The 17,616-nt window shown below is 35.0% G+C and carries 23 protein-coding genes; 18 read left to right on the top strand and 5 right to left on the bottom strand.

Annotated features, from left to right (window positions below; translation table 11 throughout):
* Positions 1–42: 42 nt before the first annotated feature.
* From MV052_RS05100 to MV052_RS05015, 18 genes are all read left to right on the top strand, one after another.
* Positions 43–1,065, top strand: a complete 1,023-nt coding sequence (locus tag MV052_RS05100; RefSeq protein WP_297441610.1) for a cytochrome c peroxidase — start codon at positions 43–45, stop codon at positions 1,063–1,065.
* Between the two features lie 21 nt (positions 1,066–1,086).
* Positions 1,087–1,389, top strand: coding sequence for a plastocyanin/azurin family copper-binding protein (locus MV052_RS05095; protein WP_297441608.1), 303 nt, complete (start codon positions 1,087–1,089; stop codon positions 1,387–1,389).
* Positions 1,390–1,393: 4 nt separating this feature from the next.
* Complete coding sequence (locus MV052_RS05090; RefSeq protein WP_297441606.1) at positions 1,394–2,092, top strand: c-type cytochrome; 699 nt, start codon at positions 1,394–1,396, stop codon at positions 2,090–2,092.
* Positions 2,093–2,158: 66 nt separating this feature from the next.
* Positions 2,159–3,418 (top strand): 3-isopropylmalate dehydratase large subunit, encoded by a 1,260-nt coding sequence (gene leuC / locus MV052_RS05085; RefSeq protein WP_297441604.1) that lies wholly within the window; start codon positions 2,159–2,161, stop codon positions 3,416–3,418.
* A gap of 25 nt (positions 3,419–3,443) precedes the next feature.
* On the top strand, positions 3,444–4,661 hold the full coding sequence (locus MV052_RS05080; protein ID WP_297441602.1) for an OmpA family protein: 1,218 nt from the start codon (positions 3,444–3,446) through the stop codon (positions 4,659–4,661).
* Position 4,662: 1 nt separating this feature from the next.
* A complete protein-coding gene (gene mobA / locus MV052_RS05075) occupies positions 4,663–5,244 on the top strand; it encodes a molybdenum cofactor guanylyltransferase MobA (protein WP_297441600.1) in 582 nt (193 codons plus the stop codon).
* Positions 5,245–5,297: 53 nt separating this feature from the next.
* Positions 5,298–5,768, top strand: coding sequence for a cyclic pyranopterin monophosphate synthase MoaC (gene moaC / locus MV052_RS05070; protein ID WP_297441598.1), 471 nt, complete (start codon positions 5,298–5,300; stop codon positions 5,766–5,768).
* A complete protein-coding gene (locus MV052_RS05065) occupies positions 5,749–6,024 on the top strand; it encodes a DUF493 domain-containing protein (protein WP_297441597.1) in 276 nt (91 codons plus the stop codon). The genes moaC and MV052_RS05065 overlap by 20 nt, the downstream gene beginning before the upstream one ends.
* Before the next feature lie 10 nt (positions 6,025–6,034).
* Positions 6,035–7,078: a DUF6781 family protein gene (locus MV052_RS05060; protein WP_297441595.1), complete on the top strand. Its 1,044-nt coding sequence runs from the start codon at positions 6,035–6,037 to the stop codon at positions 7,076–7,078.
* 90 nt (positions 7,079–7,168) lie between these two features.
* Positions 7,169–7,771: a DUF2231 domain-containing protein gene (locus MV052_RS05055; protein ID WP_297441592.1), complete on the top strand. Its 603-nt coding sequence runs from the start codon at positions 7,169–7,171 to the stop codon at positions 7,769–7,771.
* Positions 7,772–7,773: 2 nt separating this feature from the next.
* Positions 7,774–7,920 carry a hypothetical protein gene (locus MV052_RS05050; RefSeq protein WP_297441591.1) on the top strand — a complete coding sequence of 49 codons (147 nt, stop codon included), beginning with the start codon at positions 7,774–7,776 and terminating at the stop codon, positions 7,918–7,920.
* Positions 7,917–8,186 (top strand): hypothetical protein, encoded by a 270-nt coding sequence (locus MV052_RS05045; RefSeq protein WP_297441589.1) that lies wholly within the window; start codon positions 7,917–7,919, stop codon positions 8,184–8,186. The genes MV052_RS05050 and MV052_RS05045 overlap by 4 nt, the downstream gene beginning before the upstream one ends.
* 269 nt (positions 8,187–8,455) lie before the next feature.
* On the top strand, positions 8,456–9,835 hold the full coding sequence (gene soxC, locus MV052_RS05040) for a sulfite dehydrogenase (RefSeq protein ID WP_297441587.1): 1,380 nt from the start codon (positions 8,456–8,458) through the stop codon (positions 9,833–9,835).
* Between the two features lies 1 nt (position 9,836).
* On the top strand, positions 9,837–11,000 hold the full coding sequence (locus tag MV052_RS05035; RefSeq protein ID WP_297441585.1) for a c-type cytochrome: 1,164 nt from the start codon (positions 9,837–9,839) through the stop codon (positions 10,998–11,000).
* Positions 11,001–11,016: 16 nt separating this feature from the next.
* A complete protein-coding gene (locus MV052_RS05030) occupies positions 11,017–11,469 on the top strand; it encodes a thiosulfate oxidation carrier protein SoxY (protein ID WP_297441583.1) in 453 nt (150 codons plus the stop codon).
* A 49-nt stretch (positions 11,470–11,518) separates the two neighbouring features.
* On the top strand, positions 11,519–11,833 hold the full coding sequence (gene soxZ, locus MV052_RS05025; protein WP_297441581.1) for a thiosulfate oxidation carrier complex protein SoxZ: 315 nt from the start codon (positions 11,519–11,521) through the stop codon (positions 11,831–11,833).
* A gap of 130 nt (positions 11,834–11,963) precedes the next feature.
* On the top strand, positions 11,964–12,413 hold the full coding sequence (locus tag MV052_RS05020) for an MOSC domain-containing protein (RefSeq protein WP_297441579.1): 450 nt from the start codon (positions 11,964–11,966) through the stop codon (positions 12,411–12,413).
* 31 nt (positions 12,414–12,444) lie between these two features.
* Positions 12,445–13,422 (top strand): hypothetical protein, encoded by a 978-nt coding sequence (locus tag MV052_RS05015; protein WP_297441577.1) that lies wholly within the window; start codon positions 12,445–12,447, stop codon positions 13,420–13,422.
* Here MV052_RS05015 and MV052_RS05010 read toward each other — a convergent pair.
* From MV052_RS05010 to MV052_RS04990, 5 genes are read right to left on the bottom strand one after another with little or no spacing between them, the layout of a single operon-like run.
* Positions 13,419–14,159 carry a DUF4395 domain-containing protein gene (locus MV052_RS05010; protein WP_297441575.1) on the bottom strand — a complete coding sequence of 247 codons (741 nt, stop codon included), beginning with the start codon at positions 14,157–14,159 and terminating at the stop codon, positions 13,419–13,421. The two genes, MV052_RS05015 and MV052_RS05010, sit on opposite strands and share 4 nt — an antisense overlap.
* A 58-nt stretch (positions 14,160–14,217) precedes the next feature.
* Positions 14,218–15,291 carry a chorismate synthase gene (gene aroC, locus MV052_RS05005; protein ID WP_297441573.1) on the bottom strand — a complete coding sequence of 358 codons (1,074 nt, stop codon included), beginning with the start codon at positions 15,289–15,291 and terminating at the stop codon, positions 14,218–14,220.
* Complete coding sequence (gene rnc, locus MV052_RS05000) at positions 15,291–15,971, bottom strand: ribonuclease III (RefSeq protein ID WP_297441571.1); 681 nt, start codon at positions 15,969–15,971, stop codon at positions 15,291–15,293. Before rnc ends, aroC begins: the two co-directional genes overlap by 1 nt.
* A 40-nt stretch (positions 15,972–16,011) precedes the next feature.
* Positions 16,012–17,058 carry a hypothetical protein gene (locus MV052_RS04995; RefSeq protein WP_297441569.1) on the bottom strand — a complete coding sequence of 349 codons (1,047 nt, stop codon included), beginning with the start codon at positions 17,056–17,058 and terminating at the stop codon, positions 16,012–16,014.
* Positions 17,058–17,525 carry a hypothetical protein gene (locus MV052_RS04990; protein ID WP_297441567.1) on the bottom strand — a complete coding sequence of 156 codons (468 nt, stop codon included), beginning with the start codon at positions 17,523–17,525 and terminating at the stop codon, positions 17,058–17,060. Before MV052_RS04990 ends, MV052_RS04995 begins: the two co-directional genes overlap by 1 nt.
* Positions 17,526–17,616 lie beyond the last annotated feature (91 nt).

The raw sequence follows: 17,616 nt of genomic DNA, 5'->3' as shown, positions 1-17,616 counted from the left end.
TTTAAGATGTTACAATATTTTATCACAAAAGAGAGGGAATTTATGATAAAAAAATTAACAATAGCAACACTTGTTCTAGCAACATTCTTTACAAGTGTTGGGGCAAATGAAGATATGTCACAGTGGTTACGACCCCAAACAGCCCCACAACCTGCAAACAATAAACTAACGCCTGAGCGTATTGAACTAGGAAAACTCCTTTACTTTGACACAAGACTCTCTAAAAATGACAAAATTTCTTGTGCAACTTGTCATAGTCCAAGTCACGGATGGACAGATGAAGTCCCAGCTGCAAAAGCTGTTGGGTTTGAAGGGCGAGTAGGACCAAGAAACTCTCCTGTTGTATTAAACTCAGCTTATCAAAGACATCAGTTTTGGGATGGTCGTGCAAAATCTCTAGAAGAACAAGCACTCGGTCCAATCGAAGCAGATGTTGAGATGAATATGCCACTCAAAGAGCTTATACCAAAACTCAATAAAATTAAAGGCTACAGAGAGCTTTTTGAAAAAGCTTATCCAGGCGAAGGAATCACAAAAGATTCACTTGCAAAAGCCATTGCCTCATTTGAGAGAACAGTAGTCTCTACAGAATCTCCATTTGACAAATATGCAAAAGGTGATAAAAATGCCATTAACACTAAAGCTAAAAAAGGTTTTGAACTTTTTAAAGGCAAAGCACATTGTATAGATTGTCATGATGGCTTTAATTTTAGTGATGGAAGTTTTCAAAACATCGGTCTCAATAAAGGCGAACTCAAAGGCAAAGAACTTGGTCGTTACAATGTGAAAAAAAGAGCAGCTTGGTATGGTGTATTTAAAACACCAACACTTCGTGATGTTACAAAGTCAGCTCCTTACTTTCATGATGGAAGTGTCAAAACACTCAAAGAAGCAACAGTTATCTGTTCTCAAGGTGGACGCTATCAAGATGGTGTCAAAAACAAATCAGATGTAATGGTAGACAGACATTTAAGCGATGATGAAGTTGATGCAATTGTAGAATTTATGAAAGCACTCACTGGTCCGGACTTAGATATTAAAGTTCCAAAAAACTTTCCACAATAAAAACAACAAAGGATAATAAATATGAAAAAAATAGCACTAGCAACACTCTTAGTAGCCTCTCTCTTTGGAGCAGACCATGTGATAAATCAAAAAGGAAAAACTTTTATTCCTCATGAAGTAACAGTAAAAGTAGGTGATACACTTACTTTTTTAAACTCTGATCCTTTTGCTCATAATACCTACACAGATGATGAAGCAAATGAATTTGATATTGGTATGCAAGCATCAGGAACAAAAAAAACTGTAACTATCAAAGCACCAGGTCAATTTAGTGTAGAGTGTGCGATCCACCCAAATATGCTTTTAGAAGTTACAGCAAAATAAGCCTATGAAACTACTCCTCTTAGCGCTTTTAGCTACTTTCGCCTTTGCGGCACAGTCACAATATGCACTAGGGGAGACGATATATAAAACAACATGCATCTCCTGCCATGGCATAGATGGAAACTCTCAAAACGATATGAAACTTGTTGTAAAACCAAGAATCTTATCTAAAAGTATCCTAACAGAAACCCAAGCCTACAAAATCATCAAATATGGCGCACATGCATATGGTTCTCACGCAGATATCATGCCAACATTTAAATATGTTTATAGTGATATTCAGATAAAAGCAGTTGCTCATTATGTTTCTAAAACTTTTAATTCTCATAGAGATAAGAGAGTAGAAAACCTTTTAAAGGAATCTGCACAACTTGAGGAAAAAGATAGACAAGAGATGATGAAAGTCGGTAAAAAAATCTTTCAACGTAAGTGTGGCAAGTGTCATGGTGTATCAGGCAATGGTGAAAGTGACTATGTTGAGCAATCAAAATCAAACCAAAATTTTATCTACCCATATAATCTACAAAAAATCCTCTTAAGTGAAAAACAAATCTTTTTATATGCAAAATTTGGTGGTAAGTTTTGGGGAACAGCAAAAAATGATATGCCCTCATGGAAAAAAAGATATAACGACATACAGTTAAAATCCGTAGCACATTATGTAGCAACGCAAATTAAAAAAAACAATAAACAGAAGAAGTAAAAACTCTCTTTAAATCTCTTATGATATAATCTCCCGATTAAAATATATTATAAGAGGTTCACCATAATGGGTCAAACTATAACTGAAAAAATATTCTCACAACATATTGGTCGTGAAGTAAAAGCGGGTGAAATCATTCGCTGCGACATCGATATGGTTATCGGAAACGATATAACTACTCCTATTTCTATCAAAGCATTTGAAGATAGTGGTGCACAAAAACTTGCTAATCCTGATGGTTTTTCTATTGTTCTTGACCACTTTATTCCTGCAAAAGATATAGCTTCAGCTAACCAAGCAAGAATCTCTCGTGATTTTGCAAAAAAGCATGAGCTAAAAAACTATTTTGATGAACATGACATGGGAATTGAGCACGCTCTTTTACCTGAAAAAGGTCTTATTGTTCCAGGTGATGTCATCATCGGTGCGGATTCACACACTTGTACCCATGGTGCACTTGGAGCATTTTCAACGGGTATGGGTTCAACTGACCTTGCATTTGCTATGATTAGCGGAGGAAACTGGTTTAAAGTTCCCGAGTCTATCAAAGTGGTACTCTCAGGAAAACCAGAAAAATTCACAACAGGGAAAGATATTATCCTTGAAATTATTCGCCTAATCGGCGTGGATGGCGCACTTTATAAAACGCTAGAGTTTACAGGAAGTACGATTGAGCATCTTACAATGGATGACAGATTTTCTATGTGTAACATGGCCATCGAAGCAGGTGCAAAAAATGGCATCGTTGCCTATGATGAAATTACAGCAGAATTTTTAGCAGATAAAAATCTCGCTCGAGAACCTCGTATCCACTACTCTGACGAAGATGCTGAGTACGTTCAAGTATTAGAAATCGATGTTGCAAATCTTGATCCTGTTATTGCTTATCCATTTTTACCATCAAATGGGCATTCAGTCAATCAAGCAGTAAAAGATCATATCAAAGTAGATCAAGCCTTCATTGGAAGCTGTACAAACGGACGTTTAGCAGATTTAAAAGTGGCCGCTGAGATACTCAAAGGACACAAGGTACATCCAGATGTACGTCTCATTGTAACACCAGGAACACAAAAAATTCTTCGTGATGCAAATCACTTAGGGTATATCGATATCATCGTTGATGCTGGTGGGGTTGTTAGTAATCCTACTTGTGGTGCTTGTCTTGGTGGATACATGGGAATTTTAGGTGATGAAGAAGTAGCTATCAGTACGACAAACAGAAACTTTGTCGGTCGTATGGGAAGTCGCTCTTCTAAAGTGTATTTGGCAAATTCAGCAGTAGCTGCTGCTTCTGCTATTAGTGGTTATATTACAGACCCAAGATAATTAAACAAACAAAAGGAAAAACTACATGAAAAAACTTCTACTTATTCCAGCGCTTATGCTGACAACTGCGTCTTTTGCAAACGACTACAAATATGAACTTTCTCCAATGATAGGTTATAACTTTGCTGAGGGTAACTTAGATATCAAAAATGATGGTTATCTTACAGGTGGACTTGAACTACAATTTAACACGCCTACATCAAAAATCAGTCCTGAATTTTCTCTTTTTTATGCTAGACCAGATTACAAAGGTAATGGCGAAACAAACATAGTTCGTGGTGCTTTTAACGGTGTTTATGAATATGCAAAACAAGATTTTTTCACGCCATTTGCAAAACTTGGTCTTGGTATTGAAAACATAAGTGATGAAAACCGTGCAAACCAAACTGGTTTTTTTGTTGATGCTGGTGCTGGAGCGAAAGTTGATCTAACAGACAACTTAGCTTTAAAACTTGAAGCTATCTATATGGCAAAAGTAGCACACCAAAATGCGGGAAATGCAGACAGTAACCTTATGACACTTGTAGGATTAAGTTACTCTTTTGGAGCACAAGCACAAAAGAGTATCATCAAAGAAAAAATCATAGTTGAAGAGACTATTCAGGTAGCTCCAGTAGTTGTTGCTGAGCTTGATGATGACAATGATGGTGTTGTAAATTCTAAAGATGAGTGTGCAAATACTCCAGCAGATACGGAAGTAAACGCAGTAGGTTGTACACTTGTAAAAGATAGTGATAATGACGGTGTAATTGACAGCTTAGATACTTGTGCGAATACTCCAGCAAATACAAAAGTTGATGCGCATGGATGTAAAGAAGATATGGATAATGATGGTGTCTTAAATGCAAATGATATCTGCCCTAACACAGAAGTGGGTGAGGCTGTTAACAGTGATGGTTGTCCAAAAAGTATTACACTTAATGTAAGCTTTGAAAACAACTCATTTCATGTAAAAGAGAACTCTTTTGCAAACCTAGGTAAATATGCTAAATTTCTAAAAACATATACAAACTATAGTGCAAAAATAGTTGGTTTTACAGATAGCAGAGGAAGCGAAGCTTACAACCAAAAACTTTCTCAAAAAAGAGCAGATGAAGTGAAAAAACTTCTTATCCAAAGAGGTGTCAATCCTTCACAACTCTCTTCAGTTGGTATGGGTGAAGCAAATCCTGTAGCAGACAATGCAAGTGAAGAAGGTCGTGCAAAAAACAGAAGAATAGAAGCCGAGCTTACTAGAAACTAATATGTTTTCTATCCCCTGTGTCATCTTTGCAGGTGGCAAAAGCAGTCGCATGGGAGAAGATAAAGCACTTCTCCCCTTTGCAGACTTTGACACTCTAACACAATACCAGTACAACAGACTCTCCAAACTTTTTAGCAATGTTTACATCTCGTGTAAAGACAAATCAAAATTTCATTTTCCAGCTGCGTTTATAGAAGATGCAAAAGGGCTAGATATTTATGCACCAACACTAGGCTTTGTTACTGCGTTTAAAGAGCTCAAAGAAGAGCGTTTTTTTGCCCTGAGTGTTGACTCTCCTTTTGTAGGCGAAGATGAAATTCAAAAGCTACTCCTTTCGAATAACACAAATGTAAACGCAGTGATTGCACAAACACAAGAAGGCATGCAACCCTTATGCGGTATCTATTCTCGTACGCTTTTGCCTAAGTTTGAGAAAATGCTTGATGAGAACAACCACAAACTCGGTCTTTTACTCAAAAATACAAATACAACTTTTGTCTATTTTGATAATAAAAATGCCTTCGCAAATCTCAACCATCCAAACGAATATCAAGAAGCCCTCAAAATTATAAGTCATTGTTAACAGCTCTTTGCTATAATATAAAACAGTAATTTTTATATATAAAAAGAGAATTTATGAACCTAACACATTTAGATGAAAATCAACGCCCAAAAATGGTTGATGTAAGCGATAAAAGCAATACAACTAGAGTAGCAGTAGCAAGTGGTATAATACAAATGAGCCAAGATGCTTATGCCGCCATCGTAACTGAAAAGACAAAAAAAGGGCCCGTGTTACAAACTGCAGTTATTGCTGCAATTATGGGTACCAAAAAGACAAGTGATCTTATTCCAATGTGTCATCCACTCAACCTTACAGGGATTAACTGCGATGTCGAAGAGCTTGGTGAGCTCCCCGGATTTAAGCTCACAGTGACTGCGAAACTCACAGGACAAACAGGTGTAGAGATGGAAGCATTAACAGGGGCAAGTGTTGGGCTGTTGACGATTTATGACATGGTCAAAGCCATCGATAAAGGGATGATCATCAAAAATGTACAACTAGAATCAAAATCAGGAGGGAAAAGTGGAGACTTTAAACGATAAACTACAAGATAAAAAACTTGAGCTTGAGTATCCTTGTAACTGGTGCTATAAGGTTATTGCAAGTGAGAGGGAAGCTTTACAAAAAGCCATCAAAGATGTTTTGGATGAGAGGGAACACAAGCTTGCAGATTCAAATACTTCTAAAACCGGAAAATATGTTAGTATGAACTTAGATATGCTTGTATATAATGATGACGATAGGCAATTTATATTTGATGCACTCAAAAAACATCAAGATATTAAAATGGTACTTTAAGGAGAAAATCATGGAAGCAAAAGAGATTGAAGCAACACTAAAAAAAGTTTATAATCATAGATATAAAAGTATACAAAAGAGAGTTGAACACGCAGTGAGTGATGCAAATCTTGAGATTGAAAAACTTTCACAAGATGAACTAAAGACAATAACATCTACAATAGTGGAAGAAGAGACCAAAACTCTTGAATCAGAAATAGAAGATCTTCTTGCACAAAAAGAAGCGATAGAACGCAGTTTAGAGAAAAAAGCCGAAAAACTTCAAGAGATAAAATATGAAATCTTTAATGTTTTAGAAGAAAAACTTATCACAGATGAAAAAGCTTTAACCACGCTACATCAAATTAAACTGCAATCTATTGATCTTTATGAGATTCTTAGTGAAATGGTAGAATCAGCAATTATTACAGCACTTGAAAAAGATCAAGAGAGTGATGAACTGCATGATACTATCAAAGAAGTCATCAAAGAAGTTACTTACGAATCGATCAAAGAAGGTTCACTCAACACAATCAGAGTGAGAAAAATTCTTTCTACCATTCTTGCAACGGCTATAGATATAGCAGACGCAACACCAACCAAAGCAGATGACATTTTACGTCCAACACTCAAAGGTATGCGTAGTGGTCTTGTAAAATCAATAGACAGATTTAAACAACGCCTTGCTTTCATGCCAGTCGAAGCCAAACATATTCTTATTGAAGATTATGATACGATAGTGGAAGATTTAAATCAAACAGACACACTGTTTTCTCAAATTATAATCACGCAGGCTACAGATACTTCAAGTGTTCTACGTAAAGTACTTCTAGATATTCAAAAAGATATGCGCTACGACTTAGAAGAACTAGTACTGCTTTCTAAAGAAACAGCAGATATCATAAGAAATAAATTTTCTAATCTGGCAAAAACTGCAGTCAAAAAAGCAGATTCTGCTTTACAGTCACCACAAGCAAAAGAAGCAAAACGTATGGGAGTACAGGCTTGGGAAATTGCTCGAGACGCATTAGGAACAGCATTAAAATCAGCTAAAGATGCTATGGACAAAAAATAAATTAAAATTAGAGATTATTATATTTAAGAAGCTTATTACTTTAATCACAGTAATATAATTTCAAATTTTACATAACTCAAAGGATTCACTATGATGATTCACCCAGCCACTGCCCATTTTGCGATGGTACTTCCAATTGTAGCTTCAGTTTTTGGACTAGCGTATATGGTTAGCAAAAGCGAAAGCATGTCGAAAATTTCTTCAAGAGTAACACTTTTTGCTGCACTAGCCATGATTGCAGCGTGGTATACCGGAAATCAAGCTGGTCCACAGATTATTGATTATCTCAGTGAGGCAGGTAAACATGAGCTTCTTGAACATAAAGAGCTTGGTTTTTATCTTGCAATTGCCCTCAGTATCATAGCCATACTTAAAATCATTGGCTGTAAAATGAAAAGTTATGCACTCGAAGTTTTATCAATAGTTTTATTGCTTGGTGCTACTGCAACGACACTTTTACAAGGGAAACATGGGGGAGAGATAGTTTACAACTATGGTATGCCATTTAAAGCCTATATGATAGAAAGCACACTCAACGAAGCTGTTGCAACTGCTGAGGAAGAGGATGAAGATGAAGCAAAAGTAGAAATCTATGAAGATGCAATTGACACTATAACATCTCTCTCAGAAGAAGTAGATGCTATTTATGGAAATGAACCAAAAGAAGAAAACGAATCTGAGGATGAAGAATAATCGTGAGTGAAAAAAAAATAGATACAAATGCACGCCAAGCTATGCAAGAAGCTCTAGAAAAATATTTACAAGATAAGAACTCTGCAAAAGAGTTCTATCCATGCTCCCAAGAGATGAGTGCATGGTTAAAAGAAAAAGAGCAATCGTGAATATCCTCTGCACAGACCTTTTTCAAACGCAGCTACAAGAAATCCTTAGTACATTTGTAGAGGAAGACTATGCAGCAACTAAAAATTTCAAAATGTATCTTGATACTATCATCATTAATGCACCCACAAAAGCTAAAAAGTTCAAAAAATCCATCTATTTTGATGATGAAAACATTAAAGATATCACACATCAAGGGTTCATAATCCCTTTTTATTTCGATAAAGAAAATGATTGCTATCTTATGTTAGGCATAATCCAAGCATAAGAATAATTTATTTATAATTGTCAATAATCTTTTTTATTTTTCTATGCAATATTAAAAAAAATTATTTCTTATTACTGTTTCATTAAGTAACCATATTCTCTTTTTCTAAGCTTATTATCACATTTGTATCTCATTTTTATGTATAATGATACCTGCCTGAAAAATTTTATTAACCATAAAATGGCACAATACAAACGTAAAAATCTTTGAAATCCAAAGAAATGATTTTATTTAAAATAATAAACGACAATCTAAGTAAAGGAGAAAATATGGATATAAAAAAATCTCAGCAAGATTTAGAATCAGCATCTAATGATGAAGATTCCAACATTAATGGAAGAAGAGATTTTTTCAGAAAAACAGCAGCTTTATCTGTAACTGCCTTAGCTGGAACTTCACTTCTTTCTTCAGAAGCAAAAGCAGATGATCCCGCAATTATGGAACCCCAGAAATGGGGAACAGCGTGGGGGGATCCTGTTACTAAAAACTTGTATGGAATGCCTTCAAAATATGAGCATAATGTAACACGAAGATATACAAAACTTCTTGCTTCAGGTAACTATAGAGCATCAATTGCTGTAACACCTATACATGAATCAAGCGGTATTATTACACCTAATGGACTTTTCTTTAGTCGTTCACACGGTGGTGTAGCACATATCGACCCTAATGAACACAGACTAATGATTACAGGTTTAGTTGAAAAACCCATTGTGTTAACTATGAAACAACTCAAGCGTTACCCAAGTGTTACGCGTACTCACTTTATCGAGTGTCCTGCAAATGGTGGACAAGAGTGGAGAGGCCCTCAATATAACTCATTACAGTTTGCAAAAGGATTTATGTCTTGTGCAGAGTGGACTGGTGTATATGTAAAAACAATTCTTGAAGACTTAGGCTTAAAACCTGAAGCTAACTGGATGCTTGCAGAGGGTGGAGACTCATCAAAAATGGGAAGAACCATTCCTATTGATAAAGTTCTTGACGATGCAATGATTGTATGGGGACAAAATGGTGAAGCATTACGCCCAGAACAAGGCTATCCTGTACGTTTACTTGTTCCAGGTTGGGAAGGTAACTTATGTGTGAAATGGCTTCGTCGTTTAGACTTTGCTAGCGAGCCTTGGTACTGTAAAGAAGAAACTTCAAAATATACAGTTTTAAAGCCAACTGGAAAAGCTATACAACATTTCTATGCAAATGAAGTAAACTCTACTGTTACTTCTCCATCTCCAGAAATTGACTGGACAGATTTAGAAGATGGAGACATCGTTGAAATCGAAGGTCTTGCATGGTCAGGAATGGGTACAATCACTGGTGTAGATATATCATTTGATGGTGGAAACAATTATGTAGAAGCAAAACTTAAAGGTTTAGTACTTCCTAAATGTTGGACTCGTTGGAGCTACATGCATACATACAAAAAAGGTCAAGAGCTTATTTTAACTTCTCGTGCTATGGATGATGCTGGATATATTCAACCTACAATTGATGAAGAAACATTAAAAGTTGGAGTTGAAGCTGTTTACCATAGAAATGCAGTTGAAAGCTGGAAAGTTGAAAAAGATGGAAAAATCACCCACGTGCAGATTCGCTCTCAATTAGACCGTAAACCAAATGGTGAGCTAGTAATCGAAGGAAAGGTATAATATGTTTAAATTAAATAAAAATTTATTGATTTCAATCTCTGCAGCTGCAGCCTTATCTTTAGGATTAACAGCATGTATGGAAGATATTATGCCAAGTGCGAATGCAACGCCTTCTCTTGCTGCATCTATTGATGGTGGTGTAAAATACCCTGTAAAAGACGATAAAACTGGTCCATACTACGTAAACCCTCAAGTTGAAAAACAAGCAAAACATATTTTCAACGGTCGTATTCCTACTGAACATGAGTACGAAGAGTGGAATTCTGATGTTATGCCAGATGGTACAGGCTTACCTGAAGGTGAAGGTAGCGTTGAAGATGGAGAGGAAGTTTATGAATCAAAATGTGTAATGTGTCATGGTGACTTCGGTTCAGGTGGTGGTGGTTACCCATCATTATCTAAAGGAACTGCTTATGACTTACACGAAACATTAACAAATCAAAGAATTAAACCAGATATGGATGGTCCTGTTCGTGTATTTGGTACATACTGGCCACAAGCTAGTACACTTTGGTGGTACATAAAAGATGCAATGCCACATCCACAAACTGATAGTTTAAGTGATGATGAAGTATATTCACTTGTAGCATATATTCTTAATATCAATGAATTTGAGATTGATGGAGAAGAGGTAGATGATGAGTATGTACTTAATCGTGAAAAATTCTTAAAAATCAAAATGCCAAATGTAGATGGTTTTGAACCTAAGATTGATGGACCAGAAGGTCGTGCAAATGTACGTAAATACTTCTCAAATCCAGATAATTTTGGAGCAGTTAAAGTTAAAGCTTCTGAGCGTTGTATGACGAATTGTCAAGAACCAACTGCAAAAATTGTTTATATTCAAGGTGCAGGGATTAGTGATTTCCATCCACCAATGAGTGTTGCACGTGACTTACCAAAAGAAGAACCTTCAGCAGGCGGTTTTAATGCTGAAAAAGCCTATACAGAATCTTGTGCAATGTGTCATGGGGCTGAAGGTATGGGTGCTCCTGTAGTTGGCAACAAGGCTGAATGGGCTGCTTATACTGCCAAAGGTATGGATAAAGTATACACTAACGGTATTAAAGGTACAGATGCAGGAATGCCTCCAAAAGGTGGAACTGATTTATCAGATTCTAATTTCAAATCAATCGTTGACTATATGATCAATAAAAGTAAATAAAACAAAAGGAAATATCATGGAAAGAAGAAAATTTTTAAGTATGACTTTAGGTGCTTTAGCTTTAGCTGTTGTACCTGCAAGTGTTAGAGCAGAAGACTTTAGAAAAGCAAAGCCGGCTGTATGGACAGCTCACACAGTAGATGATGCCATTAAAGCAATGTATGGTTCAACTGCATTAACAATGGAGGGTGTACAACTTACTGCTCCTGATGTAGCAAGTAATGGCGGGGCTATTCCTGTTAACTTTTCAACAGACAAAGATGTAAAATCAATTGCAGTATTTCAAGATGCAAATCCTGAAGCTGCTGTAATGGTTGTTAGTACAACAAAATACAGTGTGAACAAATACGCAATCAAAATCAAGATGGCTAAATCTGGTACAATTACAATCGTTGCTCAAGGTAATGACGGTAAACTCTATGCTGCAAAGAAAACTTTAGATGTTGCACTTGGTGGATGTGAAGGTTAATCCCCTCTCATTTTTATAATTATAAAAAATAAACTATTAAGGAAATAAAATGGCTGGTATTAAAGTAAAAGCAAAACTAAAAGGTGACATTGTAAAAGTAAAAGCAATGGTTAAACATGAAATGATGACTTATAACATGGCTGAGAAAAAAACAGGAAGCAGAGATAATGCTAACTTCATAACGCATGTGAGTGCAACTTTAAATGGTGAAACTGTAATGGATATGTCAACTTCACAATTCTTATCTAAAAATCCAATTTTTAAATTTGAATTTAAAGGTATTGGTAAAAAAGGTGACAAATTACTAATGGTAGCAACTGACCTTAAAGGTAAAGTTTACAAAGGCAAAGGTAAAATTAAATAATTTTACCTTCTTCTTAGGAGCAAGTAATTTTTGCTCCTATCTCTCAATATCCTCCACATAAACAATAACTTCTTTAATATTAAAGTGCTAGAATACTAAGGAAACAGAATTAATTTTGGACACAATAAAAATGAAAAAAAAATTACAAGGTAAAGTTTTAAAGCTTTATATAACTAAAGATGATGAAGTCAAAACAAAAATTTCAAAAGAGCGTGTAACTGTAGATGCAAATGGCATAGTAGGAGATAAGTTTTATGCTAAAAATCCCAAAAGAGCAATTTTAATTACATCCTATGATAGTTACACTATAGCAAAAGAGAACAACATCAATATAGAAGGAGGTGTATTGGGAGAAAATATTCTAATAGATATCAATCCATACAGTTTGATACAGGGAGAAACAATAAAAATCGGAGAGACAATTTTTGAAATAACACAAAACTGTACACTCTGCAAAGGGCTAACTGCTATTAATGCAAAACTGCCAAAACTTTTGAAAGATGATCGAGGAGTATTTGCTAAGGTGATTGGCCCAACAGCTGAAATCAATATAGGTGACAATGTAGAAATACTACATTAGTCTCATACCCATTAAATATAAAAGGACTCAATTGAAAAAAATATATACTCTATTAGTACTTACATTTGCCCTAGTATTCAATACTGCATGTACTAGTAATATAGAAAAAACACCACCAATCACTCAAAAAATTCAAGATGTACAAGTTTATACAGGAAGTAATACAAATACTACAATTACGCCTAAAACTATTGAAAATGCATTTGAATCTGTTGGACTAAGTGTTCCAGGAAATAATGATATGAATAAGCCATTTCAAACGAGATTTGGTGCAACACATTATCCTAGTTATAACTTAGCTATGTTTATCAATAATGATTTAACTTTTAAACTCATTAAAAAATATCCATCCTTTGGGGCCCTTACTCCACTAACTATGTCAATATGGACACAAAACAAGCAAATAAGTATTGCAACTTTAACAATAAATGGCATGGCTAGAGTAACAGGCATTCCCCTAAATGATCCTGACTTAATTGAGTACGCTACCCTTATACAAACTGCACTTAAAAAATCAATTCCTAATGGAGAATTTAAAACTCTTCCTTTTGTCCCATCTCATCAAAATAAAGCGCTGCAAGTTACATTCACTTCTACAGTCAACTTAAATAAAGATGTTGGTATGGAAGAGTATATTGAAGACTTTGAAGCAGAATTTGAAGGCGAAATAGAATCTTTAGGTTTCTTAGTACCAAACTTTACAAATCTTCAAGAAGAAATCTTTAATCAGCACGATTATAATGAATATGATTTCTATCATACTTATTCTATTTGTAAATTTGATGTAATTTATCCAGTTTCTAAGCTGCATCCCGAAGCAGGAGCTTGGGCACCTTGTTCATTTTACTTTTACAAAAAGAAAAATGAAGACAAAATGCATATGGGATTTTTAAGTGTACAAAACTGGATAACAAGTTTAGGAATAAAAGATGAAGCATCGATTAAACCGCTTGAAGAAGCGCAAGAGATGCTTATTAATACAATAAAAGAGATTACAGAAGTAGATTAAAAATCATCATTTTCAAATTCTCTTTGTGATTGTTTTTCAAATTCTAACTCTTGTTCTTTTCTAAGCTGTTCTTTTGTAAGGACAGCTTCATGTAAAAACTGACCAAAAAATGTTTTAGATTCTGTCTTAGCAAGAAATAAGTAAACACCTGTAATTAAACTCAACACAGTAAGCATTGCTATAAACTTCTGTAGGGGATTAAACATTTGAATCGGTTCTTTTTGCTGTATCTCACAAACACCACCTGGGCAATATTTTGGGTCCTCTTTAGTTATTGCTTTATAAATAATACAGCCAACACAAATAGAAAGCGCACTCTCCAAAAACATCAAACTGATACATAAAACACACACAAGAACTTTAAAAAAAGTAATGTCCCAATTGAGTACAAACCAATAAACCATAGGAAAAGAGATAAACCATCCAATAGTCCAAGCAAACCGCTTTTGCAATCCACCTACATACTCTGGTTTTTGATTACTAACTAAAAATTTTCCCAAGAGTAAAGATGGAGAATAATTTGGGCTAATCACCCTTGCTAAAAAGTCAAACCATAAAAATGCTAAATATACTCTTGCAACTATGATATGATTAAAACCAATACCAACGAAGATTACAATGGTGCCAAGCATAGCCAATATACCAGCTGCAGCCCTTGCCTCTCTCTCGTTAATCACTCTTACATCATATCCGGGAACTTTTTCTCCATATTCCCATAAAAAACTTTTAAGATCCAAAATCTCTCCTCATGATATCTATTAATAAAACTTATGTATCTATTATTATAGTCACTGATTACTTATAGTAAGCTACAACTCCGTCCATTTTTGAACCCATATTTAAAAGTAGCATATCTGCTATCACTAATGCAGCCATTGCTTCACATACTACGGTTCCACGAATCGCTACACAAGGATCATGTCTTCCCTTAAGAGAGAAATCAACCTCTTCGTTTTCTGTCGTTACTGTATGCTGCTCTTTAAATATAGAAGGAGTAGGTTTAAAATAGACATTCAACACTATATCTTCTCCATTACTAATGCCGCCAAGTATTCCACCCGAATGATTTGACTCAAAGCCTTCAGCGCGTATCTGGTCATTATTTTTTGAACCACTACTTCTCGCACTGAGAACACCATCACCTATCTCTACAGCTTTTACTGCGTTTAGACCCATCATAGCATCTGCTAGTACGCCATCTAACTTATAGTATAGTGGCTGACCAAGTCCAACAGGTACACCTTTAATCAGTACACGTGAAACTCCACCTACAGAATCATGTTCTTTTTTTGCTTTTAAGATAGCCTCTTTTTGTGCCTCTTCTTTATCTGGATCAAGTGCATAAATCAGACTACTGTTTACCCTAGTATAATCAAATGCAGTAGCTTGAATACCTGCTACCTCACTGATACCACTTAACACTTCAATATTAAGCTGTTTTAGTAATAATTTAGCCACAGCACCCGCTGCAACACGAGCAGCTGTTTCTCGTGCAGAGCTTCTTCCTCCCCCACGATAATCACGGATACCATATTTATGAAAATAGGTAAAATCAGCATGTCCAGGACGAAATACATCTTTAATATTCGTATAATCTTTTGACTTTTGATTTGTGTTGTATATAATCATTGCGATAGGAGTTCCCGTACTCTTACCTTCAAATACGCCACTGAGTATCTCTACTTTGTCTGCCTCTTTTCTCGCAGTCTCAAACTCACTTTTCCCCGGTTTTCTACGATCAAGCTCACTTTGAATATATGCCTCATCTATCTCAAGACCAGCAGGAAGACCATCTAGCAAACAACCAAGTGCTTTTCCATGTGATTCACCAAAAGTTGAAAATCGTAATTTTATTCCAAAACTGTTCACTATTTTTCCTTATTTAACATTAAAACAGCCACACGCGCTGCTTCTTGTTGGGCAATTTTTTTACTTTTTCCACTTGCTCTTGCATACTCTTTATCTTCTATAAAAACAGCAACTTCAAACTCTTTTTTATGGTCTGGTCCACGAGAAGCCATTACTTTATACTCAGGTGTGATACCAAATCTAGCCTGTGTCAACTCCTGTAGCGTCGTTTTAAAATCACGAAAAAGCGAATCAAGGGAAATTTCTTCATGATTTTCTTCTATAAGTCTAATGGCGATTTGCTCAACGACTTTAAGCCCTGCTTCGAGATATATTGCACCCATTATTGCTTCAAATGCATTTGAGAGTAAAGATGATTTTTCTCGTCCACCATTATTGTCTTCTGCATTTGAGAGGAGTATATAATCACCAAGATTTAAAGCACGAGCCAGCTTATCAAAACCCGTTTCATTCACTAATGAAGCTCGGATTTTTGAGAGTTTTCCCTCATCTGAAGTTCTAAATTTAGTAAATAAATACTCACCAACAACGAGATCAAGTACTGCATCTCCTAAGAATTCTAAGCGCTCATTATCGTAGGGCTGCTTGTAACTTTTGTGTGTCAGCGCTTCGATAATGAGCTTTTTATCTTTAAATCTATATCCCAACTTCTCTTCTAGAGTCTTTATATTTTTATGCATTATATCCTCATTTTATTCTCTAAATGTGTTTTTAACTCCATCACTGAAAAGAGTTATTTTCTTCACGAAACTCTTTGGCATAATCTCTACTTAAACTATACTCAAGCACAGCTGTATCAATTACATGACATGAACTACAGCGATTAAATGCAAAAGGATATGAACCTTTACACTTACTGCAGATATACTCAAAACTTAATGTTGCATTTGAACTTCCATTAAGCTTGATTAAAACATCAAACTCAAATATTGAACTCTGCGTGCAGAGGCTAATATCACCTCTTGCACTATATAAATCTTTTAAGTATTGACTCTTTGAAATTATATCTAAATTCAAATTTTTTGACTCCAATCCATAGAGTATCTCACTTAATATCTCACACTTCTCAAGATCCAAATTTTTCCATGCTAACTGAGGGTCAATCCTAAAAATATACTCAAAAACCAAATGAGCTAAAACGCCTCTCTCTTTATACAAGGCTAAAAGTTTTTGCGCCTTTTCTTTGTCTTGAATCTTAGTATCATTCAGTAGAGATAAAGCATGAAGATATGTTTTATCAAGTTTTATATCTTCATCAAGTTCTTCAAGTGGTTCAAGCACATCTAAAGCAGACTTATAATCTCTCATATATTCATACACAAGAAGAAGATAATGTAAGGCTTGTGGTGTACGTGGACTATGTTTAAGTATTTCTAAAAATATCTGTCTCGAGCGTTCTAAAAAACCTGCTTTAAAATATGTTTTTCCAAGCAAGAACATAGTCTCTTTTGCTCGTGTTGTATTGGCAACATTTAAAATTTCATTATAAATTTCAATGCTCTTTTCATAATCTCCATTTTTCGAATATGAAGCAGCCAATAAAAGCCAAGATTTTTCGGAGAGTTCTCCACTTGAGATAAGTACTTTAAGTTCATTCTCAGTTGGTAATGCACGAAACTGTTCTAAAAATTTATCGAGATATCTAGAATCTTCTTTACGTTTATACCTTCCCCACCAGTATGAAAAAAAAGTAATTATAAAAATAATAGTAAAAAATATAATAATCGAAAAAAGAGGATCACGAAACCCAATGTAGAACATATCCATCAGTCGTATACCACCACACCATAATCATTCTTAAGATTGTAAAAAGTTGCTTCTGCGCTCAACTCTAAATCTTTTATCTTTCCTATTTGCACAAGTGAATTTTTTGTAACTTTTATACCATTTTCTCGAAAAAATTTTCTAATATTCACAAACTTGACATCCTCAACAAACTTATAATCAAACTCCTTGTGTAGGCGCATTCTATCAGATATGAACAAGTGTTCATTTATATGAAGTTTATCAGATGCATATTTAATTGGTAAATGCCCAGAGAGATCCGTCAAAATTTCTTGAACATATTCATGTTTTTTAGGAAGTCTGTCTTTTTGAATAAAAAGATATTTATTATTTAGCTTGAGTGTTGGAGTATTTTTCCAGTATTTGTAGGCAGGGTTAGAAATCCCCAGTTTTGCATAAACTTCTTTCCAAAGCCAAAAAGAGTTTAATGTATTAGGAAGAGATGACATTAAAAACTCCTTATAAACTATTTACTGAGATTATATACTCTTTTTTTAAATAGTTTTATTAAGTGCCTGACAAGAATAAATGATATATTTA

It is taken from the genome of Sulfurimonas sp. (assembly GCF_026988655.1).
GTDB lineage: Bacteria > Campylobacterota > Campylobacteria > Campylobacterales > Sulfurimonadaceae > Sulfurimonas.
Note: the sequence above shows the minus strand (reverse complement) of the source record. Positions and strands in the feature narration are given on the sequence as shown.